This window comes from Chryseobacterium sp. CS3K3.1 (assembly GCF_059515165.1).
In genome coordinates this window covers 67,062-90,211 of sequence record NZ_JCAKRV010000023.1, presented here as the reverse complement: position 1 = coordinate 90,211, position 23,150 = coordinate 67,062, and the positions used below count along the sequence as shown (strand labels likewise).

Sequence of the window (23,150 nt, the reverse complement as noted above, 5' to 3'; positions counted from 1 at the left end):
CACATACAATAAAAAAACAGGATGCTTAAAAAGCACCCTGTTTTTTTATTGATATCAGTTCATTCCAATATATTTAAACTTGAACAATTGACATGACGTACCATAATAATCCCAAAGGTGTAAGTTTGAATTGCCATCCATGGTACAGTTGGGAATGTCCCAGCCACGTGTAGGGTCTACCTTGGACAGGATTTTATAATAACCATTGGAGACAGCAACTACCTGCCAGGCTTGTGCATCATTACCATAGTTCTGCCAAAGCCTTATCGAAGTTCCCAGTGTATTGCTGTTACTGGCTAAATCAATGCAGCGATTGGTTGCACTCGCTTTGGATACAAAACGCCAGTAACCATTGCCGGCGTCAATGGCAACCCAGCGCTGTGCGGCAGCACCATTCCTTGTCCATGGTCTTAACACTGCGCCATTGGCATCCTCTCCGGATTTTAGATCAACTACTTTATTGGCATCGGTCTGAAACTCGATCTCATAAATACCATTATTAACCAGGCTGCTGGTTGTATTACAGTTTCCAACAGGATAATTGGAGGATGCATATTGCTGAAACCACTGTTTAACTGGTGCGGCGCAGGCTTCCCAATCGTTGTTGTAGGCTGTTCCTGCATTAGGATCGCCTTTGTGGAGGAGATTATCCGGGGCAAGAACATTCCAGCTTACATTGCCTGACTGATCCACGATATATTTTAAATTGGCGCCAAATCCGCTTCCGCCTGCGGTACCTGTTGTACCGATACCAAAAGTACCATAGCCCTGCGGTGCCCAGTCGGTCTCGGTAATGGCAATCGGTGCAATGTCTGCAATCGGTTTAACATTGATATTCCATGCGTTCTGAAAGGCTTGATAGTTGCTGAGACCGCCCCAGTAAGCTGGATAAATATGAACAGCATAACCAATATTACCACCTGTAATCTGGTTATTGACATAGCCTTGGTAATGGGATTGCCATCCTGTGCCCGGTATCCAGCAAACATTATTGGCTCCATTGTTGCGAATGATGTTAACCAATGGCTGGAAGAAGTTTTTAAGTGCTGCAAAGTGCTCGTTTCCAGTCGATCCCCATGTGCCATTGGTGCCCAGAATCTCAACTGGTTCGTTGGCCAATTCGAACATTACATTGTCAGCGTTCTTTAGGCCCGGATGTTGCGACAAAAAGGTCCATACGGTTTTAAGATAGCTATGATAGGCATCGTTCACAGCAATACGGTTTGGACATACACCTGGTGGACGCAGGATGACATACATTCCCAGGCTGCGGGCATGGTTAATCAGCGGGATTATCACCTGATCTGTATACGTTACAAGGCGGTTATAATTGAATCTTGAGATATCGTTCTCAGGGATAGCCGGTCCGGGATCATTGGTCCAATACGGGTCAATATGAAGACGGATGTAATTGAGATACCAGCCATCAGCAGCGCTGCTAAGCTTGTTCATGACAGCTTTATTATAGTTCAGAGCGCCCTGTACATTGTAATTATCCCAGGTACAGTAGCCGGAATTAGCCCCATACTGACAACCATTGAACCAGGGGCTGGGAGTTATGGCGACACCATGTAAGATGACATTATTGTCACACGGGTCTTTAAGGTATCTGCCTCCGACATGCAGCATTGGTGTTGCTGCCAATGCTCTTGCGCTAGCGCAGGCACTTAAGTTGGTGTCAGGGTCTTCTAGTAAATTTTTTTCATCCATCGTAGAACAGCTGGAAAGAATGATTAACAGAAAGGCCAGAAAAAGCCACATTTTGTTTGTTCTCATAATTTGATATATTTAAAGTTTGGTCTTATTTTTTAGCCGTCAATATCTTGATTCTCCGTCCTGCGCAGGAGTATTGCGCAGATAAGTAAAACTTCTTAATTTTTATTAACGGTGGATTTGAATAAGGATTGATTTCAGATGACTAAACCGTTTAACCTGTTTGTCTCCATATCTCCTTGCCTAAATACCGGTTTCAGGTAGAATACTGGAATCATTTCTATTCAGTTTGCAATTTGAAAATCTTTTTCTCTCTTTTTCTGGTTCCCGCGAAGTTAAGTTCGGGGTTTGTGAAAATTTGATCTGTTGTTAAGTATGGTTATTAATTTTGTATAAAAATACACATAATATTAAATATAAATCAATATTTTATTAAAAATTAACAAAAAATTACATATCATAAATAGGATTATAAACCATATAATTATAATGCCTTGTGTGGTAGGAAAAAAGAAAAAACCTTATCATAAATTTTTATGACGAGCATTCTGAAAAAAGACAAAATAACTGTTTGTCCTGCTGGAAATTTCCGCCAGGAGCAAAAAAAAATCTCACAAAAGTGAGATTTTAATAAGAGTATGCTGAATTTTTTATCATTCCAAAATATTAATTTTCTGGAATACTTTTTCCAAAATTAAACAGGTTGGCCTGTCAGATTTTAAACATAAATCCCCGTGAGATTTTTTTATTGTATTTTTTTTCATCAAACCGATAAAGAAAAGACCCTTTTCTGGATGACGTCATATCCTTTTTATTCGTATTCACAAGGATATCCATACTGTTGATCTTGCTGGTAAAATTCCGCTTGTCAAATTTTTCATCAAAAATAGCTTCATAAAGATTCTGAAGATCTTTCATTGTGAACTTTTCAGGAAGAAGCTCAAATCCTATAGGTCCTGTGGAAGCTCTTCTCCTCAGCCTGGCTACAGCATCCTTTACCATTTCGTTATGATCGAAAATAAGGTCAGGAGCTTTCTGAAGTTCCACCCATTTTGCACTGTACTGCTCATTGATCTGGATATCTTTCTCAATATTGATCAGTGCATAATAGGAGATAGACATGATTCTGGCTGTCGGCTCACGGTTAATTTCTGTATAACATTTCAGCTGTTCAAGATATATATTTTCAAGACCGGTCAATGTACACAGAACTCTGTTAGCCGCCTCATCAGAAGTTTCCTCATTGCCAACGAAGCCACCCATCAATGACCATTCGCCCATTTGAGGTTCAAAATTTCTTTTTACCAAAAGGATTTTAAGATTTTCGCCGTCAAAACCGAAAATGATACAGTCAACAGCAACAAGGTGTTTGGGATATTGGGAGTAATCCTCAGTCATCTTTTATATTTTACTACAAAGGTAAAGCTTTTATGAATATGATATTATATAAATGTGATTCATACACTTTTTAATCTGAATGATTTATTTCATTAAAATTATTCCTAACGGATATTTTGGGAGGTAAAACGGGTATCAAAACCGGAAAATATCACTGAAATCAGGTTAATCATACATGAATTGAATGTTAAAATTGTGTTAAAATTAAAAAGAATGTTAATAATAGTCAAGAAAAGGGACTTAACGTTAAAAATACGATAAGGTATTTGCTATATCTTTGAAATTTTTGCCAAAACATATCCTGGATTCATTTTCATAGGGAATCATATGGTTTTAAGGTTTTGTTTTACTGTAAATTAATTATCTTATTTTTTATGATAAGGTAGTATGTTTTTTGTTGTTTTCAGGGCTTTATTGAAAGTTTTAAATGAAAAAATAAGTCAAACAGACTCAGGAAATGTTTCGTATATAGATTCTTTCTGTTATTTTAGAAATGTTGAATTAACATTTATCCATGACCCCAAAACTTTCGGTTATTTTATTGTGTTTTGCTTCATTCGCCTCAGCGCAGATGAATAAGAAAATTCATTATTTCCCTTTGGAAACTGTAAAGTTATCAGAGAGTGTTTTCAATAAAGCTATGATGGCAGACCGTCAATATCTCATGGCAATGGAACCTGACAGGCTGCTGGCTCCTTATCTTAAAGAAGCCGGGTTGAAACCCAGGGCAGATAATTATCCTAATTGGGAAAATACCGGACTGGATGGGCACATAGGAGGACATTATATTTCCGCATTATCCCTGATGTACGCCTCTACAGGAGATAAGGCAATACAACAGAGAATTGATTATATGATCAGTGAGTTGGAACGCTGCCAGAAAGCCTCTCCGGACGGATACATTTCAGGGATTCCCAACGGGAAAAAAATCTGGAAAGAAATAAAACAGGGAAATATTCGCGCTTCAGGCTTCGGTTTGAACGACCGCTGGGTACCTTTATATAATATTCACAAACTATACTCAGGGCTGCGCGATGCGTATTGGTATGCCAAAAATGAAAAAGCAAAGGCAATGCTTATAAAGCTTACAGATTGGATGGCAAATGAAGTTTCAGATCTTTCTGATGAGCAGATACAGGATATGCTGCGCAGTGAACATGGAGGACTCAACGAAGTTTTTGCAGATGTTTACGATATCACTCATGACCGGAAATATCTCAAACTGGCTCACCGTTTTTCCCATCAGGCTATTCTTACACCGCTTTTATCAGGAGAAGATAAACTTACAGGACTGCATGCCAATACACAGATTCCAAAAGTAATCGGCTACAAGCGTATTGCCGATCTTGAAAACAATACGTCCTGGAGTAATGCCGCTGATTTTTTCTGGCATAACGTTACAGAGAAAAGATCTTCAGTTATTGGCGGTAACAGTGTCAGTGAGCATTTTAACCCTGTCAATGATTTCAGCAGTATGATAAAAAGTATTGAAGGTCCGGAAACCTGCAATACCTATAATATGCTGAAGCTTACCAAAGAGCTTTATGCAACGCAGCCCGAATCGTATTATATAGATTATTACGAAAAAGCATTATACAATCATATTCTTTCCACAGAAAATCATGATCAGGGAGGCTTTGTTTACTTTACGCCAATGCGTCCCGGACATTACCGTGTGTATTCGCAGCCTCAGACCAGCTTCTGGTGCTGTGTAGGATCCGGAATGGAAAACCATGCCAAATATGGGGAAATGATTTATGCCCGGTCGGATAAGGATTTATTTGTAAACCTGTTTATCCCTTCCACATTGACATGGAAACAGCAAAAAGTAGTGCTCCGTCAGGTGAACAACTTCCCGGAAGTTCCTGAAACAACATTGATCTTTGATGCCGCGGGAAAATCAGAATTTGATTTAAAACTGAGATGCCCGGAATGGACCACACCTTCGGAAGTAAAAATTCTGATCAACGGAAAACAGGAAAAAGCACAGCGTGGTTCCGACGGCTATTTTACACTGACTAAAAAATGGAGAAAAGGTGATGTTGTGAAAATGACCCTGCCGATGCATCTTTCCGCAGAACAGCTGCCTGACCGCTCCAGTTATTATGCATTTAAATACGGTCCTGTGGTGCTTGCCGCAACATACGGTACCGAAAATCAACAGGGACTTCTTGCGGACGATAGCAGAGGAGGCCATATTGCTCATGGTCCGCAGATCCCTTTAAACGAAATTCCCGTTATCCTCGGAAATTCTTCAGAAGTTGTCAGTCATGTTGCGCCTTCGAACAATAAACCGCTCAACTTTACCGTTACAGGTCTTTATCCGTCTGAAAAATTCGGGAAAGGTTTAGATCTTGTACCGTTTTACAGTATTCAGGCAGAAAGATATATTTTGTACTGGCCTCAGGCTGACAAAAACGGGATAGAAAATATTGTGAAGCAAAGGGCAAAAGAAGAAGCAGAAACCAGCAAGCTGGATATGATCACCACAGATAAGATCCAGCTGGGAGAACAGCAGCCGGAATCAGATCACTTTATAGAAAGCAAAGACTCTGGTACAGGATATATGGAAGACCGCCATTTCCGTGATGCCAAAGGCTGGTTCAGTTATCAGATGAAAAATAACGGAAAAAATGCTTCATACCTTTACCTGCTGTACTTTGATGCGAATACCAGCCGTACGCTGAATATTGAGATCAACGGTAAAAAAGTCATTACCCAAAATCTGGAAGGAAAGTCCGGAGCCTTACCTCAATATCTGGTCATTCCGATTCCGGATTCAGAAAAGAATAAAGAAAATCTTAGTGTAAAATTTCTGGCAGACGAAAAACTCATGACCGCTAAAGTCATTGAAGTCCGTTTACTGACAAAAAATTACGAAAAGAAATAAAGCTGAACCAACATTAAAAACAGATTTTTTCCATGAAGAACAGAACTCTATATTTATTATTTTTTCTTGCAGCTATTTGCAGTTTTCATGCAAAGGTAAGGCTTCCCGCATTGGTTTCAGACGGAATGATCCTTCAGAGAAATCAGGATCTTAAAATCTGGGGATATGCAGATGCAGGAGAAAAAATTACAATTAAGTTTATCAATAAAACCTATAACGCCACCGCAGACCAAAGGGGAAACTGGTCTCTTATGCTTCCAAAGCTTAATGCCGGAGGCCCATATACTATGATGATTAATGAGATCACCCTTAAAGATATTCTTATTGGTGATGTGTGGGTAGCCTCAGGACAATCCAATATGGAACTTCCGATGCGCAGGCTGACACCTTTATATGAAAATGAAATTAAAAACGCCAATAATCAGAATATAAGATTCTTTACAGTTCCGCAGAAATATAATTTTAAGGCTCCGCAAAATGACCTTGACGGAGGGAAGTGGGAAAGTACCAATCCTCAGACTATTCTTGATTTTTCAGGAGTTGCCTATTTCTTTGCCAAAGAACTGAATGAAAAAAATAAAGTCCCGGTAGGAATTATTCATACCAGCTTGGGAGGCTCTCCGGTTCAGGCCTGGATGGATGAAAAATCACTGAAAAAATACCCGGAATACCTGGCTGAAGCAGAAAAATGGAAAAACGATGACCTGATACAATCTACAGAATCCCAGGAAAGATCATTAAGCAAAGCATGGTATGCAGAGCTGGATCAGAGTGATATTGGTTTCAACCAGCACTGGGAAAAAGATAACGGGAATGATTCCGGGTGGAAAACCATGATGGTTCCGGGATCATGGGAAGACCAGGAAGCTCCGTTTGACGGTTCTGTATGGTTCCGCAAAGAAATTATTCTGCCAAAAGGAGTGGATCAGAAAACAGCATTTCTCAATCTGGGCAGGATAAAAGATGCCGATATTACTTACATCAATGGAATCAAAGTAGGCAATGTAACCTATGAATATCCACCGAGATGGTATGACATTCCGAAAGGTGTTTTAAAAGAAGGAAAGAATATCATTACCGTAAGAGTCATCAATGGCAGCGGAAAAGGACAGTTTATTGCTGATAAACCGTATTATCTGGAAATCGACGTTCAAAAAACTGACCTTAAAGGCGAGTGGAAATATAAAATAGGAGCAAAAATGGAAAAAATGGCTCCCGGACAGACATTTATCCGCTGGAAACCGGTAGGGCTTTACAATGCGATGATTAATCCGCTGATCAATTATAAAATCAAAGGATTTATCTGGTACCAGGGTGAAAGCAATACAGGAAAACCAAAAGAATACGGAGATTTGCTGTCAACAATGATCTCCGACTGGCGTTCAAAATGGAATAAGAATGATCTGCCGTTCTTCATTGTGCAGCTGGCCAATTTCATGGAGAAAAAAGATGAACCAATTGAAAGCAACTGGGCCGAGCTGAGAGAACAACAGAGACAGGTTTCTCTTAATGTTCCTTATTCAGGACTTGCGGTAACGATTGATGTGGGAGAATGGAATGATATTCATCCGCTCAATAAAAAAACAGTGGGTGACAGGTTGGCTTTGCAGGCTCTGAAAGTCGGGGAAGGCAAAAAAATCATAGCTGACGGACCCGTTTATCAGTTGATGAAAACAGAAGGAAAAACCATTATTCTATCCTTTAAACCCGGTACAGACGATCTGATACAGGGAGAACTGAATGGTTTTGCCATACAGCAGAAAGATGGCCGTTACCAATGGGCAAAAGCAGAAGCAAAAGGAAATAAAGTTAGGGTATGGAATGATCAGGTCACCAACCCTGTCAATGTACGCTACGACTGGGCAGACAACCCGGACGGCAATCTTAAAAATAAAAGCGGACTTCCGGCTTCACCTTTTACAACAGAAAAAAATTAATTTAACATAGAAAACCTTATTACAATCAATGGATCATCAGCCACAAAAAATATCGGTAATAGAAAAAGTAGGGTATAGCCTCGGAGATCTGGCAGCCAACCTTGTTTTTCAGACCTTAGTCACCTACCTGACCTATTTTTATACAGATATTTACGGACTCAAAGCAGAAGATGCTTCTGTTATCACCCTTACGGTAGGTTTAATTGCCGGGTTTGGCTTTAACCCGCTTATCGGAGCACTGGCAGACCGTACAAGCTCACGATGGGGGAAATTCCGTCCATGGATTTTATTTACGGCTGTACCGCTTGGTATTGCAGCTCTGTTAGCCTTCAGTACGCCTCACTTTTCCTATCAGGGTAAAATGATTTATGCTGCAGTTACTTATTCATTATTATTGTTATTATACGCTTCCAATAACCTGCCTTATGCTGCTCTGAGTGGCGTTATCACGGGAGATATGGGAGAAAGGAACAGTATTTCTTCATACCGTTTTGTAGCAGTAATGTTTGCACAATTCTTTGTACAGGTATTTATGCTCCCTATCATTTTATATGTAGGACATGGAGACAAGGCACAGGGAATTGAGACCGTTATGACATGGCTGGCTGTGATCGGATCCATCATGCTTTTGATTACCTTTTTTACCACCAAAGAAAGAATCATTCCCAAACCGGAGCAGAAATCGAGCCTGAAAGAGGATTTAAAAGATTTGTTCCAGAACAGGCCATGGATTATTATGCTGACCGTGACTGCATTTATATTCATCACGCTTGCAATGAAAGGAGGATCGTATGTATACTATTTCAATAACTATGTGGATGAAAATGCTCTCAAAAGTTTTATCTCACCCATTACAGCATTTTTTAATTCTGCAGGGATGAATTTCTTTGGAGAAGATCCCAAGTCTGCTGGGTTCGGATTATTTAATGCAGGAGGAATTGTGATGATGATCGTCGGCATTACCTTCTCTAAAAAACTGGCAGACAGATTTGGAAAAAGAGATACTTTCATAGCGTCATTATTTATCTCTACACTTTTCATTCTGTTCTTTATATTTTATCCTCCGAAAGCAGTGGGAATTATGTTCCTGTCGCAGATTTTACACGGATTCTTTTATGGAATCAGCACACCGCTTTTGTGGGCAATGATTGCTGATGTGGCCGATTATTCGGAATGGAAGAACAACCGCAGGGCAACGGCTATTATTTTCTCTGCCATGATGGTAGGATTGAAAGTGGGGCTAAGCATCGGAAGCTCTCTGGTAGCTTTGATCATTGGAAAATACGGATACATCTCCGTACATGGGAGTGAACAGGTGATTCAGCCTGAAACAGTGGCAGCAGGAGCGAAAATGCTTGTGAGTATCTTCCCGTCCATTCCGTTTTTCATTGCCTGCGGACTGCTTTTATTTTACAAAATCAACAAAAAAATGGAAGTTCAGATTGAAAAAGATCTGGCTGAAAGAAGAAAATAAAACAATTACTATGAAACGTATTTTAATTGGTTTGGCGGCTCTTACCGCTTCCGGGCTGTCGGCACAGAAGTCTGACGGTACTTTAAAAAAAGCATTTCAGGATAAATTCTATATCGGAACTGCCATGAGCCTTCCCCAGATTGACGGCACAGATCAGAAAGCTGCAGCGATTATCAAAAAACAATTCAGCTCCGTTGTTGCTGAAAACTGTATGAAATCGATGTTCCTGCAGCCTCAGGAAGGAAAGTTCTTCTTTGATGATGCCGATAAATTTGTTGATTTCGGACTGAAAAATAAGATGTTCATCATCGGGCATACATTAATCTGGCATTCCCAGCTTCCAAAATGGTTTTTTACAGATAAAAATGGAAAAGATGTTTCTCCTGAAGTATTGAAACAGCGCATGAAAAACCACATTACAACCGTAGTTTCCCGTTACAAAGGAAAAGTAAAAGGATGGGATGTGGTCAATGAGGCCATTCTTGAAGACGGAACCTATAGAAAGAGTAAATTTTACGAAATCCTGGGTGAAGACTTTATTCCTTTGGCATTTCAGTATGCACAGGAGGCTGATCCCAATGCAGAATTATATTACAACGATTATAATGAATGGTATCCTGAAAAGGTAAAAACAGTCATTGCAATGGTTGAAAAACTTAAATCAGGAGGAATCCGTATTGATGGAGTAGGAATGCAGGCCCATGTCGGAATGGATAACCCTTCTATCGATGAATATGGAGAAGCAATTCTGGCCTATTCCAATGCCGGAGTTAAAGTCAATATTACGGAGTTGGAAATTAGTGCACTGCCTTCTCCGTGGGGAAGCTCTGCCAATGTTTCGGATACGGTTGCCTATCAGAAAGAAATGAATCCTTACACCAAAGGACTTCCCAAAGAGGTAGAAATGAAATGGGAAAAACGTTACCTTGATTTCTTTGGTTTGTTCTTACAACATAAAGATAAAATAAGAAGAGTTACCTTATGGGGTGTTACCGATAAGCAGTCCTGGAAAAACGATTTTCCGGTGAAAGGAAGAACAGATTACCCGTTGCTGTTTGACAGGAAAGACCAGGAGAAACCTGTGGTACAAAAAATAATAAAACTGGCAGAGAAAAATTAAAATCAATAGAATTTTTACTTAATGAAAAAATCAAAATATTTATTCCCGGAAGATTATATGGCAGATCCTTCCGTTCATGTTTTTGAAGATAAAATCTATATCTACCCTTCCCACGACCGCGAAAGCGGAATTGAAGAAAACGATAACGGAGACCATTTTGATATGAATGATTACCATGTTTTCTCAATGGATGATGTGGACAGCGGAGAAATTAAAGATCATGGTGTAGTGCTTTCGGTAAAAGATATTCCATGGGCGGGAAGACAGCTTTGGGATTGCGATGTTGCTTTCAAAGACGGGAAGTATTATATGTACTTTCCCCTGAAAGACCAAAATGATATCTTCAGAATCGGGGTTGCTGTGAGTGACAAACCTTACGGACCTTTCATTCCTGAAAAACATCCGATGATGGGAAGCTACAGCATCGATCCCTGCATTTTTGAAGATAAAGGAAAATATTATATGTATTTCGGAGGGATCTGGGGCGGACAATTACAGCGTTACAGAGATAATAAGGCACTTGAATCTGCTGTAATTCCTGAAAATGATGAACCCGCAATCCATTCAAAAGTGGCTCTGCTGAGCGATGATATGCTTGAATTTGCGGAAGCTCCTAAAGACGTTGTCATCATTGATGAAAATGGAAAACCGCTGCTTCATGGTGATAAACACCGCTTTTTTGAAGCATCATGGATGCATCAGTACAATGGTAAGTACTATTTTTCATATTCTACAGGAGACACCCACCTGATTTGCTATGCAACCGGAGATAATCCTTACGGACCGTTTACTTTTCAGGGAGAAATTCTTACTCCGGTGGTAGGATGGACTACCCATCACAGCATCGTGGAGTTTAAAGGAAAGTGGTATCTGTTTTTCCATGATTCTGTTCCGAGTGGCGGTAAAACCTGGCTGAGAAGCATGAAAGTGATTGAACTGGAATACGATCAGGAAGGGAAAATCAAGACGATTGAAGGTCTGGAAGACCAGTCATAGTCATCTTTAATAATTTAAAATTTTTCAATGCGATATCTGAGACTCAACATTCTATTTTTTCTGATATTTCCTTTGCTGGTTTTCGCGGAGGACGGAAGTCAGCTCTGGCTTCGGTTTCCTGCAAAAAACGGAATATCGGCAGATAAAATTATTTCCAAAGGGAACAGTCCCACGCTGAACATTGCCAGAAAAGAGCTAAGCAGCCACTGGCAGGGGCAGGCGGTGGAACTTCGTACCGAAAACAAAGAGAAAAACCTGAAAGACGGTTACAGGATTGTTTCCACGCCTGAAAAAATTGTTATTTCTGCAGGGAAAGAAATAGGACTGTTGTATGGAGTTTATCATATTTTACGCTTGCAACAGACAAAAGCCGATCTGTCTCATTTAAATACGATAGAAAAACCCTCATATGATGTAAGGATTCTGGATCATTGGGATAATCTGGACGGAAGCATTGAAAGAGGATACGCCGGAAGATCACTCTGGAAATGGGAAGATCTGCCAGGTAAGATTTCGCCGCGCTATGAAGAATATGCAAGAGCCAATGCTTCTGTAGGAATCAATTCCGTTGTTTTGAACAATGTGAATGCATCGCCCAATATGCTTAGGGAAGATTATCTTAAAAAAGTAAGAGTTCTGGCTGATATTTTCAGACCTTATGGCATCAAGGTATATCTTTCCGTGAATTTTTCTTCACCTAAAGTGCTGGGCGGATTACAAAATTCAGATCCGTTGAATAAAGACGTACAAAAATGGTGGAAAAATAAAGCGGCTGAAATTTACAAGTTAATCCCTGATTTTGGTGGATTTTTGGTGAAAGCCAATTCCGAAGGGCAGCCAGGTCCTCAGGATTACGGAAGAACCCATGCAGACGGAGCCAATATGATGGCCGATGCCCTGAAACCTTACAACGGGATCGTGATGTGGAGAGCATTTGTCTACAGTCCGAGCAAAGACGACAGAGCCAAACAGGCTTATCTTGAATTTGTTCCTCTGGACGGTAAATTCAGGGATAACGTGATTATTCAGATCAAAAACGGACCTGTTGATTTCCAGCCGCGTGAAGCGTTTAATCCACTTTTCGGAGCTTTAAGAAAAACTTCCGAAATGGTAGAGTTTCAGATCACCCAGGAATATCTGGGCTTTTCAAATCATCTTGTTTTTCTGGCTCCATTATTCAAGGAGACACTGGATAGCGACACCTATTCTGACGGACAGGGATCCACGATTGCAAAAATTACAGACGGCACCTTAAGACCTGCAAAAATGACAGCCATCTCTGCCGTTGCCAATATCGGGGAAGATACGAACTGGACGGGACATCATTTTGCACAGGCCAACTGGTATGCATTCGGGAGATTAGCATGGAATCACGAGCTGAGCTCAGAGCAGATTGCCGAAGAATGGATAAAAATGACCTTCACAGACGATCAGAACTTCCTGAATCCGGTAAAAGAGATCATGCTTTCTTCCAGAGAAACCGCTGTGGATTATATGATGCCTTTAGGACTTCATCATATCTTTGCAGGAGGTCATCACTACGGCCCTGAACCGTGGGGAGATTATAAGGGCGGAAGACCGGACTGGTCACCTGTCTATTACCATCAGGCTGATGCTAAAGGAGTAGGTTTTGACAGGACAAAAACAGGAAGTAATGCTGTTTCACAGTATTTTCCGCCACTGAATGAAAGGTATGGAAATATCTCAACCTGCCCGGAGAATCTTATTCTTTGGTTTCATCATGTTCCGTGGGATTATACAATGAAAGATGGAAAAACCCTATGGGATGAGCTGTGCTATACGTATGATTCAGGAGTAAAAAAAGTAAGGGATTATCAGAAAACCTGGGATAGAATGGAACCTTATATTGATGAACAGAGATTTGCCGATGTTCAGTCAAAACTCAGAATTCAATCTAAAGATGCGGTATGGTGGAAAGATGCCTGCCTGCTGTATTTCCAGACTTTTTCCAAAAAGCCGATACCGTATGATATCGAACGTCCTGTTCACGAACTGGAAGATCTGAAGAAGATTAAACTGAACATGGGCCATCACAATTAAAAAATGAGGCAGCTCTTTTTCTGTTAGGAAATGGAGCTGCCTCAAAACAATAAACTGTAAGTAAAATTTTAATCCAAAATAATTGGAATGATCGATAGGTCAATCTATCTGTATATATTCCGTTTTATCGGAGAGAAATTATCTTATTAAAAACATTTCCGTTTTCTTCAACCTGGATGATATACTGATCTGCTGTTTTAGGATCAAGATCAAAAGTGATATCCACCTTGCCGTCAGCATATTTTTTATTCGAAGTATAATATGTTGTATTGGAAAGGTCATACACTGAAATGCTTACAGGTCCTTTTACATCAGACATGTGAAGTTTGGCCATATGACCGGAAATCGTATATTCAGGCTTATGCACAGCGCTTACAGGTGTTTTTTCCACCTCCATTACATTATCAGCATTGATTTTAATCTTGTATTTTTCGATCTTCGCTTCTGATTCTGCTACCAGATAATACGTTCCGGGCGTAAAGCTCTGGAAATCATAAGTCTTCATCACATGATCTCCATCTGCAAGATTTTCGGAAAATAGTTCGTCATGTGCAGTGTTATAGACAAAAACAGAAACACTCTTAGCATTTGAAAGCTCAAAATTCAAGGTTTTGTCTTGTACGTTTCCAAAGGAAAGGGAAAAATCTCTGTCCTTACTCATTACATTTGCTGAAAACAATAAGGCTCCTGCAAAAAATACGGCTTTTAATAATGTGCTCATGGGTTAAGGCTTTTAGGATTAATACTGCAAAGCTATGGCAGCAATAGTTCTCAGGCTATAATTAAATTTTCATATTGATGTACTATATTAACCTTGTTTAATGATATTAGTGTATTATTTGTTAATTTTGCATATGAAATTATTTGTATTTGGCCTATGAAACATGTAAATCCTTCTTTTGAGGCGGTAAGACCTACTATAGGAAGCAGTTTTACCAGCCTTAAATTTCTGACTAATGAGAATATAAAATCACATGTCTGGCATTATCATCCTGAGATTGAGCTGATTTTTGTATGCAAAGGTTCCGGGAAAAGACAGATCGGAAGCAGTATCACTTATTTTTCAGAAGGAGATCTTGTATTGATAGGAAGCAATCTTCCGCATTGTGGACTGACCAATGAAAGTACACATAATGAGTATGAAATGGTGATCCAGTTTAAGCCTGATTTTTTAGGAGAACCGATCTGGAATATTCCGGAGATGCAAAGGATTTCTGCACTGCTGGAAAAGTCAAAAGCAGGAATCGTATTCGGGGAAGAAGTGAAGAAAACAATCGGGAAAGAGATTACGGAGATGCATGATGCTTCCTCCCTCGACAAGCTGTGCAGATTTCTGAAAATATTGGATGAACTGTCTGTGACTCAGGATTACAGGATTTTAAATGCAGGAAAATATTACCTTCAGACACAGGTTGAAGACAATGAAAGAATCAATCTTATATTCAATTATGTTAAAGATCATTTCAAAGAAGCCATTACCCTTGAAGAAGTGGCTGATCTTGCCAATATGAAAGTACCGTCTTTTTGCCGGTATTTTAAAAAAATTACCAATAAAACCTTTACACAGTTTGTTAACGAATACAGAATTACCCATGCCCTCAAACTTCTGGCAGAACAGCCTTTGAGCATTACGGAAGTCTGCTTTGAATCAGGGTTTAATAACTTCAGCTATTTTAACAGGACTTTTAAAGAATATATCCAAAAAAGCCCCTCACAATACCGTAAAGAATTTAATTATTTCATGGAGTAGTTGATAAGCTGATCTAAAATTTCTGTAAAGCATTATGATGTATTAAAATATAAGTGTATATTTAACACTTATAAATAATGTTTTTAAGAAGTATAAATTTCTCTGTTATAAATTCAGTAGTTTTATACTTGAGATCCCCAGGATCTGTTTGATCAGATAAGATTGATATGCGTGAACAGTTAATCAACCCAACCCTAGAAAAGTTTAGAGCCGAATTCAGAGAAGAGCCTGAACATATTTTCCTTTCTCCCGGCAGAATTAATATTATCGGCGAGCATGTAGACTATAGCGATGGATTTGTACTTCCTGCTGCCATAGATAAATACATCTGTTTTGCTGTCCGTAAACTCCCTCAGACAAACCTTTGTACCATCATAGCCAAGGATCTCGGAGAAGAATATACATTTGATGTCACAGCGGAGATAAAACCGGTACGGCAAATGTGGGCAAACTATATTCTGGGCGTTATCAGCCAGCTGCAGAAACCCGAAAATCAATTTTGCGGAATGGAAATTGTTTTCAGTAGCACCATCCCGATGGGATCCGGGCTTTCCTCTTCGGCAGCTCTTGAATGCGGTTTTGCCTATATCCTTAATGAACTTTTTGATCTGCGGCTGTCAAAAAAAGAAATCGCGGTGATCGGGCAAAAATCCGAACATACTTTTGCAGGAGTTCAGTGCGGAATTATGGATCAGTTTGCTTCCGTTTTCGGTAAGGAAAATCAAGTGATTATGCTCGACTGTCATTCCCTGGAACATCAATATTTTGATGCTGACCTCAAGGGATACAGCCTTTTGCTTTTCGACAGCTGCGTGAAGCATACTCATTTGACATCCGGCTATAATGAAAGACGCAAAGATGTTGAGCATGGTAAAAAAGTTTTATGGAAAAATTTTCCGGAAATCGAAAAATTTAGGGATTTTACGTTGGCAATGCTTGATCATGTAAGAGAAGAAATGGGAAGTATTTCATATAAGAGATGCCTCTATATTCTGAAAGAAATCAAAAGAGTGGAAATGGCAGCAAAAGCTATTTCAGAAGGGAATATTAAATACCTGGGAAGACTTCTTACGGAAACCCACACCGGGCTGTCCACTGAATTTGAGGTCAGCTGCGATGAACTTGATTTTTTGGTTGAAAACACATTGCAGCAGGAAGGTGTGCTGGGAGCAAGAATGATGGGAGGAGGCTTTGGTGGCTGCAGCATCAACCTGATTCAGGAAGATAAAGCTGAAGAAGTGATTAAAAATATCAGTAAAAAATATCTGGAAAGTTTTAATATCCAAATGAAAGTTTATCAGGTTAAAATTTCAGACGGTATAAAAGAATACACCAATGAATACATTATTTGACCCTAAAAAACATCCTCACAGAAGATACAATCCTCTTCTGGACGAATGGATACTGGTTTCCCCACAGCGGGCAAACAGGCCATGGCAGGGGCAGAGAGAAGAAACAACAGAAGAAAACCGTCCTGAATATGACCCGGACTGCTATCTCTGTTCAGGAAATATACGTGCTAACGGAGACCGTAACCCTGTGTATAAAGGAACCTATGTCTTTAACAATGATTTTGGAGCATTACTGAATGAAGAAGTTGATTTTTCCGGAAAACAATCCGGATTTTTTACCCTTCTTCCGGAACGCGGCATCAACAGGGTCGTTTGTTTTTCTGAAAATCACAGCCTTACCTTACCGGAAATGTCTGTGGAACACATCAAAAATGTAGTGGATGTATGGCAGGAACAATTCAATGAGCTGGCCGCTCTCGACCATATCAATTATGTTCAGATTTTTGAAAATAAAGGAAGCATCATGGGTTGCAGCAACCCTCATCCGCACGGTCAGATATGGGCGCAGTCGTCCATTCCGGCAATGGTTCAGAAAACCCAGGATCAGCTGAAATCGTATTTTGAAAAGAATAAAAGAACATTACTGGAAGACTATCTGGAACAGGAAATCACGGCTGATGAGCGCATCGTCACAGAAAATGAACACTTTGCCGCATTGGTTCCGTTTTGGGCGTCGTGGCCTTACGAAACAATGATTATCAGCAAACAGAAAAGAGAAAATATTGCGGAATTTTCTGAAGCGGAAAAAAAATCTTTTGCTGCTGTCCTCAAGGATCTGACCACAATATATGACAACCTTTTTGAAACGTCATTTCCTTATTCTGCGGGAATTCACCAATCTCCGACAGATGGTAAAGAACATCCGGAATGGCATTTTCATATGCACTTTTATCCGCCGCTGCTCAGAAGTGCGGAAGTTAAAAAATTTATGGTAGGATACGAAATGCTGGCAGAGCCTCAGCGGGACATCACCCCGGAACAGAGTGCCGCAATATTAAGAAACCTTCCCACCATTCATTATAAGAAAAAATAATAAAATCAATATCTTTGAAAAGAATAAGCGAATTATGATTCTGCAATATACAGAATATCGTTTTTCCCAATAAAATTATGGAAGAGATTAAATTAATTGTGACGGACATGGATGGAACGTTTCTCAACTCCAGCCATGAAATGAGCCCCGAGTTTTCAGAAGTTTATAAAGAACTGAAAAAAAGAAATATTGTATTTGTGCCGGCAAGCGGAAGACAGATGCCGGGAATTACCCATTATTTCGGAGAAATAGAAAGTGAGATCGGTTTTATTGCTGAAAACGGAGGCTATGTCATCTATAAAGATCAGGAACTTTTTGCCGATACACTGGAATACAAATATATCGTTGAAATTATTAAAGCGGTCCGTGAAATACCGGGTGCCAAAGCCGTATTATCAGCCAAAAAGATGGCATATTACGAAACTGATGATCAGCAGTTTGTGGATTTTTTCTCAAAATATTACACCGAAAATATGAAAAAGGATGATCTTACAGAAAGAATTGATGATACCGCCTTCAAAATAGCAGTATACCATCCGGATGGCTCGGAAAAATATCTTTATCCTGCCCTTAAAAGGTTTGAGGAATTCGGACTGGAAATAGTGGTTTCAGGAGCGCATTGGCTGGATGTTATGAATAAGGACATCAATAAAGGAAATGCTCTGAAAATCCTTCAGAAATCGTTGGGAATCTCACCTGAAAATACGATGGCTTTCGGAGACTATATGAACGATATAGAAATGCTTAAGAATGCCAAATATTCTTACGCTATGCAAAATGCACATCCCAATGTAAAACAGGTAGCCAATTTTGAAGCATGCACCAATGACAGCTTCGGAGTTCTGAAAACGATTAAGGATTATCTGCATTTGAATTAGTACATCGATATAACACCAATTAAACTAATAAACTAATAATATGAATACATCAACCGGCAGAAAGCCAGCCAAAACATGCTATGAGCATATCGGCGGAAAACTGGGACAGCTTCTTTTAGAACAATTCGTTGAGAAAGGCTGGATTGCCAAAGAAAATCCCGCAGACCGTAATTATTATATTACAGAGAAAGGAAAGGAAGAATTTACAAAACTGGGGCTTGATCTGTCACAAATAAAGGCAGAATAACGGCTCATCATAACTTTCAAGTATTACAAATAGTATATATTTAAAAATCAGACCTGAGTCTGATTTTTTTTGTTTTTAATCGTATGTAAGCATGAATTTTAGGTTTGTACCGCATGTTTTTGGATGTTTTATATGCTTACATTTCTATGTTTTTTATATAAATAGTAATAGGTGAATCATAATACTACGATATTTCGTAGTATTATTTACTGGTTGTTTTTAATAATGTATTGAAAATCAATTGATTTATTGTTTTGGGTTGTTTTTTGGCATTATGCTCATAAGTTTAATTCAAAAAATATTACAACAATGAGCACATTAACATTAAAAGACGGAACAGAAATTTTTTACAAAGATCAGGGGCAAGGCCCGGTATTAATGTTTCACCACGGATGGCCTTTATCGTCTGACGATTGGGATGCACAGGTGATTTTCTTTTTACAGAAAGGCTACAGAGTAGTTACCCACGACAGAAGAGGCCACGGGCGTTCCAGCCAGAATATTTACAACCATACAATTGAACAATACGCTTCTGATGCTGCAGAACTGGTTGAATTTTTAGATCTGAAAGATGTTGTACACATCGGGCATTCAACAGGCGGTGGTGAAGTGATCCGTTATGTAAATAAATACTCGAATGGAAGAGCTAAGAAAGCGGTTCTGATCAGTGCCATTCCACCGGTAATGGTGAAAAGTGAGAACAATCCTGACGGCGTTCCTATGGAAGTTTTCGACAATATCAGGGAACAGACGATGAACAACAGAAATCAGTTTTATTATGATCTGACTTTCCCTTTCTATGGCTACAACAGAGAAGGTGCCGATGTGAAAGATGGGGTACAGAGAAACTGGTGGAGACAGGGATTGATGGGAGGAATTGTTGCTCATTATGATGGGATCAAAGCCTTTTCAGAAACAGATTTAACTGAAGATTTAAAAGCTGTTGACATTCCGGTATTGGTTCTTCACGGTGAGGATGACCAGATTGTACCGATTGAAAATTCAGCGATAAAATCAGCCAAATTACTGAAGAACGGAAAACTGATTACCTATCCTGGTTTCCCTCACGGTATGCCGACTACAGAGCATTCAACCATCAACAAAGATATTTTAGCTTTTATCACAGAATAATCAGCATTCTTTACCAATGAATACGATACAGCCAGCTTTTGATACGTTGACTGAGGCCGTTCAGTGGCTTAATCAAAACGGATATACAGAAGATTTTAACCTTAAAAATGATTGCATCAGGCTCAATAATTTTCTTGATGTCTCTCCGGAAGACTTTAAAATACGATATACATTCCGTTTTGAAGGAGATACCGATCAGGGAGATGAAGAAGTAGTCTACGGCATCGCTTCCGACAAGTATTCTGTAAAAGGCATCCTGACGAGCGCTTACGGAATCTATGCCGATACTGTAAGTACAGAACTCATCAGAAAACTATCATCCCATTAACTTAACCCAAATTATTTAATAAAATAAACTTTATGAAACCATCATCAAAACTTCTTTCCCCTGAAAATCATGCACTGGTACTGATTGATTTTGAAGGACAAATGGCATTTGCCACCAAAAGTATCTCCATGAATGAGCTGCGCAATAACGTTGCAGTACTGTGTGGAGCTTCTAAAATATTCAATGTTCCGACTATCGTTACCACAGTTGCTGAACAAAGTTTTTCAGGTCCCGTTTTCCCTGAAATTGAGGAAGCATTTCCTATGGCAACCTCAGGATATATCGACAGAACAACGATGAATACATGGGAAGATGAAGCTGCATATAAAGCTATTACAGGAACCCAGAAGCAAAAACTGGTTTTCGCAGGGCTTTGGACAGGTGTATGTATCGTAGGGCCGGCTTTATCTGCACTTGAGGAAGGCTATGACGTGTATGTCATTACCGATGCCTGCGGAGACGTAAGTGATGAAGCGCACGAAAGAGCGGTACAGAGAATGATCCATTCAGGAGTAAAGCCCATGACTTCCATTCAGTATATCCTGGAACTTCAGAGAGACTGGGCACGCCAGGAAACCTATGGTCCTGTAACTGACCTTATGAAGAAATACGGCAGTTCTTACGGATTAGGGATCCATTATGCTCACCATATGCTGAATCACTAAAATCCATATACCATTTTCAATGTTGAAATCTGCACCTTCAATACTGTTTTTAAAAGCTTTTTTCATAACAGTTCTTTTATGTTCTGAAACTTTATCGTCCCAGAGCTTTAAACTTCTGCGGTATGATGAAAATTATGAATATCTGAAAGATTCCACCAAAAGCTTTTATGATAAAATTAAATATCTCCCTCTCAATGAAAAGAAAGATATCTATCTCTCATTGGGTGGGGAGGCAAGGTATGAATATGTGGATTTCAACAATGAAGATTGGGGAAGGCTTAACATTGGACACAACGACTTTTTCCTGCAGCGCTATGATCTTCATGCAGACTGGCATTTCGGGAAAAACTTCAGAATATTCTCACAGATCAGAAGTGCTTTGCAAAATGGAAGAAAAAACGGTTCAAGAGGCATTGATGAAGACCAGCTGAGTATTCAGAATCTCTTTCTGGATGCAGGTTTGGTAAATAAGGAAGATCAGAAGCTGATAGTGAGACTGGGAAGACAGGAGCTGGACTACGGTTCCGGCAGATTAATTTCTGTAAGGGAAGGGCCGAACGCAAGGTTGTCTTTTACAGGAGCTAAAATCATGTATTCCTATAAAAATGTTTCCGTAGATGCTTTTGCAATGATGGCAGACGCTGTCAATACCGGATTTTTTGATAATACCATTTCAAAGCAGCTTAATCTTTGGGGGCTTTATTCCAAAATCATTATTCCTGAAGCCGGAAATCTGGATCTCTATTATCTCGGAATCCGTAGAGACGAATCTGTTTTTGAAGCCGGAACAGCAAGAGAAAAGCGTCACACAGTCGGTGGAAGACTCTGGAAATATGGCGGCGGATTTATCTATAACCTGGAAGCGGCCCATCAGTTCGGACGCTTTGGAAACGAAAAGATCAGTGCCTGGACGGGTTCTGTGGATGTAGGATATCTCTTTGAAAATGTTAGATTCAGCCCAAGCATCAATCTGAGAAATGATTATATATCAGGAGATCATTCAAAAAACGACGGAAAGCTCAATACATTTAATCCTTTATATCCGAAAGGTGGGTATTTCGGCTTCAGCCCGCAGGTGGGTCCTGTCAATTTAATTGATATTCACCCGTATATGACCCTTGATCTGACTTCCAGACTCAAAATGCAGATGGATGTTGTCTTCAACTGGCGATATTCCCTGAATGATGGCGTTTACCGGCCAAGCGGAGCATTGAACCGTCCCGGAAGCAGCTCAGATAAGAGGTATATCGGAACGGCTTATTTAACCAGCTTTACCTATAATTTCAACAAACATTTCTCTTTGGTAAGTGGACTTCAGTATTTCCACAAAGGGCCTTTTATTGAAGATATCATTCAGGATGCCAAAAGCGGTGTTTTCTGGAATATCCGGCTGGGATTCAAATTTTAATCATTACTAAATCATTTATTATGCAAAATTCAATTTCAAAATACATCAATTGGTCAAAAACGATCTTTACAGTATTGGTGTTGGCAACTACGGGAACTCAATTCGTTTCAGCACAGGCTGCTGCAGAAAAAACAGCTATTGGAATCTCAAAAACATGGGGAACTGTTGACGGAATTTCTGTTGTAGGGCTGGTGCAGGGACCTTCTGCTGCCAAAGCAGATTTGCAGATTGCCTGTGTTTTCGAGTATACGGAAGGAGATATTTTTAATCCGCCGGCGCTTCCCAAAGAGCTGAACGGCATGGTTCATCTGGATGAGGCACTCAAAGGAATTATTACAGAAGTCCGTAAAAAAGGACAGTTCAAAGGACACGCTTTGGAAACATTATTAATTAATCCTCCGAAAGGAAGCCTTGCCTCCGGGAAACTGCTGTTGATCGGCCTGGGGAACAGAAACTCTTTCGATGCTGATTTGATGAAAGAGGTAGGAAGTGTTGCGATGCGGGAAGCTTTGAAACTGCAGGTACATACCGCATCATTTGCCAGCGATATCAAAGATGCAGGAATTGATTCTCCGACAGCTCTGGTGGCAGAAAATGTGGTCTTGGGTGCCTTTGACGCCTATCGTGCCCAGTCTTATTTAAATACTCAGCATTTATCCGATAAAATGAAATTAAAAAAACTGATTCTATTGGCCGGGCCGTCTTTTTTCACGGTTGCCGGAGGAGGAATTCAGGAAGCTATTTCGAAGTTGAACACCAAATAATTACA

General features: G+C 39.8%; 19 protein-coding genes. 16 read left to right on the top strand and 3 right to left on the bottom strand.

The annotated features are described in order from the left end of the window. Window positions 1–54: 54 nt before the first annotated feature. Window positions 55–1,629, bottom strand: coding sequence for an RICIN domain-containing protein (locus tag AC5YGI_RS19155; protein WP_496169301.1), 1,575 nt, complete (start codon window positions 1,627–1,629; stop codon window positions 55–57). 795 nt (window positions 1,630–2,424) lie between these two features. Continuing rightward, on the bottom strand, window positions 2,425–3,111 hold the full coding sequence (locus AC5YGI_RS19150) for an NUDIX hydrolase (RefSeq protein ID WP_330746080.1): 687 nt from the start codon (window positions 3,109–3,111) through the stop codon (window positions 2,425–2,427). A 514-nt stretch (window positions 3,112–3,625) separates the two neighbouring features. On the opposite strand from AC5YGI_RS19150, the gene AC5YGI_RS19145 reads away from it, so the two are divergent. The 6 genes from AC5YGI_RS19145 to AC5YGI_RS19120 are packed head-to-tail and all read left to right on the top strand — an operon-like array spanning window position 3,626 to window position 13,589. Then, window positions 3,626–6,001 (top strand): beta-L-arabinofuranosidase domain-containing protein, encoded by a 2,376-nt coding sequence (locus AC5YGI_RS19145; RefSeq protein ID WP_330746081.1) that lies wholly within the window; start codon window positions 3,626–3,628, stop codon window positions 5,999–6,001. Between the two features lie 32 nt (window positions 6,002–6,033). Next, entirely contained in the window at window positions 6,034–7,938 is a 1,905-nt protein-coding gene (locus tag AC5YGI_RS19140; RefSeq protein WP_496169299.1) for a sialate O-acetylesterase, read from the top strand. Between the two features lie 28 nt (window positions 7,939–7,966). Further along, window positions 7,967–9,412: an MFS transporter gene (locus AC5YGI_RS19135; protein WP_232719807.1), complete on the top strand. Its 1,446-nt coding sequence runs from the start codon at window positions 7,967–7,969 to the stop codon at window positions 9,410–9,412. A gap of 10 nt (window positions 9,413–9,422) precedes the next feature. After that, window positions 9,423–10,532: an endo-1,4-beta-xylanase gene (locus AC5YGI_RS19130; protein WP_496169298.1), complete on the top strand. Its 1,110-nt coding sequence runs from the start codon at window positions 9,423–9,425 to the stop codon at window positions 10,530–10,532. A gap of 21 nt (window positions 10,533–10,553) precedes the next feature. After that, the gene (locus tag AC5YGI_RS19125; protein WP_496169297.1) at window positions 10,554–11,528 is read left to right on the top strand and encodes a glycoside hydrolase family 43 protein; all 975 of its coding nucleotides are present in this window, start codon (window positions 10,554–10,556) and stop codon (window positions 11,526–11,528) included. Between the two features lie 27 nt (window positions 11,529–11,555). Next, window positions 11,556–13,589, top strand: coding sequence for an alpha-glucuronidase (locus tag AC5YGI_RS19120; RefSeq protein WP_496169296.1), 2,034 nt, complete (start codon window positions 11,556–11,558; stop codon window positions 13,587–13,589). Between the two features lie 124 nt (window positions 13,590–13,713). Here AC5YGI_RS19120 and AC5YGI_RS19115 read toward each other — a convergent pair whose 3' ends face one another. Next, window positions 13,714–14,310 carry a hypothetical protein gene (locus tag AC5YGI_RS19115; protein WP_278353373.1) on the bottom strand — a complete coding sequence of 199 codons (597 nt, stop codon included), beginning with the start codon at window positions 14,308–14,310 and terminating at the stop codon, window positions 13,714–13,716. A 156-nt stretch (window positions 14,311–14,466) separates the two neighbouring features. Between AC5YGI_RS19115 and AC5YGI_RS19110 the strand changes: the two genes are divergently transcribed. The 10 genes from AC5YGI_RS19110 to AC5YGI_RS19065 all read left to right on the top strand — a co-directional run bounded on the left by AC5YGI_RS19110 (window position 14,467) and on the right by AC5YGI_RS19065 (window position 23,145). Next, complete coding sequence (locus tag AC5YGI_RS19110) at window positions 14,467–15,339, top strand: AraC family transcriptional regulator (RefSeq protein ID WP_496169295.1); 873 nt, start codon at window positions 14,467–14,469, stop codon at window positions 15,337–15,339. 167 nt (window positions 15,340–15,506) lie between these two features. After that, complete coding sequence (gene galK, locus AC5YGI_RS19105; protein WP_496169293.1) at window positions 15,507–16,691, top strand: galactokinase; 1,185 nt, start codon at window positions 15,507–15,509, stop codon at window positions 16,689–16,691. Continuing rightward, the gene (locus AC5YGI_RS19100; protein ID WP_496169291.1) at window positions 16,675–17,724 is read left to right on the top strand and encodes a UDP-glucose--hexose-1-phosphate uridylyltransferase; all 1,050 of its coding nucleotides are present in this window, start codon (window positions 16,675–16,677) and stop codon (window positions 17,722–17,724) included. Before galK ends, AC5YGI_RS19100 begins: the two co-directional genes overlap by 17 nt. A 77-nt stretch (window positions 17,725–17,801) precedes the next feature. Then, complete coding sequence (locus tag AC5YGI_RS19095; RefSeq protein WP_330746089.1) at window positions 17,802–18,602, top strand: Cof-type HAD-IIB family hydrolase; 801 nt, start codon at window positions 17,802–17,804, stop codon at window positions 18,600–18,602. A gap of 40 nt (window positions 18,603–18,642) precedes the next feature. Further along, on the top strand, window positions 18,643–18,849 hold the full coding sequence (locus AC5YGI_RS19090; protein WP_330746090.1) for an ArsR family transcriptional regulator: 207 nt from the start codon (window positions 18,643–18,645) through the stop codon (window positions 18,847–18,849). A gap of 309 nt (window positions 18,850–19,158) precedes the next feature. Next, the gene (locus AC5YGI_RS19085) at window positions 19,159–19,980 is read left to right on the top strand and encodes an alpha/beta fold hydrolase (RefSeq protein WP_496169290.1); all 822 of its coding nucleotides are present in this window, start codon (window positions 19,159–19,161) and stop codon (window positions 19,978–19,980) included. A gap of 16 nt (window positions 19,981–19,996) precedes the next feature. Continuing rightward, window positions 19,997–20,308, top strand: coding sequence for a phosphoribosylpyrophosphate synthetase (locus AC5YGI_RS19080; RefSeq protein ID WP_202842857.1), 312 nt, complete (start codon window positions 19,997–19,999; stop codon window positions 20,306–20,308). A gap of 32 nt (window positions 20,309–20,340) precedes the next feature. Continuing rightward, the gene (locus tag AC5YGI_RS19075; protein WP_330746093.1) at window positions 20,341–20,973 is read left to right on the top strand and encodes a hydrolase; all 633 of its coding nucleotides are present in this window, start codon (window positions 20,341–20,343) and stop codon (window positions 20,971–20,973) included. Between the two features lie 19 nt (window positions 20,974–20,992). Then, a complete protein-coding gene (locus AC5YGI_RS19070; protein ID WP_496169288.1) occupies window positions 20,993–22,381 on the top strand; it encodes an alginate export family protein in 1,389 nt (462 codons plus the stop codon). A gap of 20 nt (window positions 22,382–22,401) precedes the next feature. Beyond that, complete coding sequence (locus tag AC5YGI_RS19065; RefSeq protein WP_496169286.1) at window positions 22,402–23,145, top strand: M17 family peptidase N-terminal domain-containing protein; 744 nt, start codon at window positions 22,402–22,404, stop codon at window positions 23,143–23,145. Window positions 23,146–23,150 lie beyond the last annotated feature (5 nt).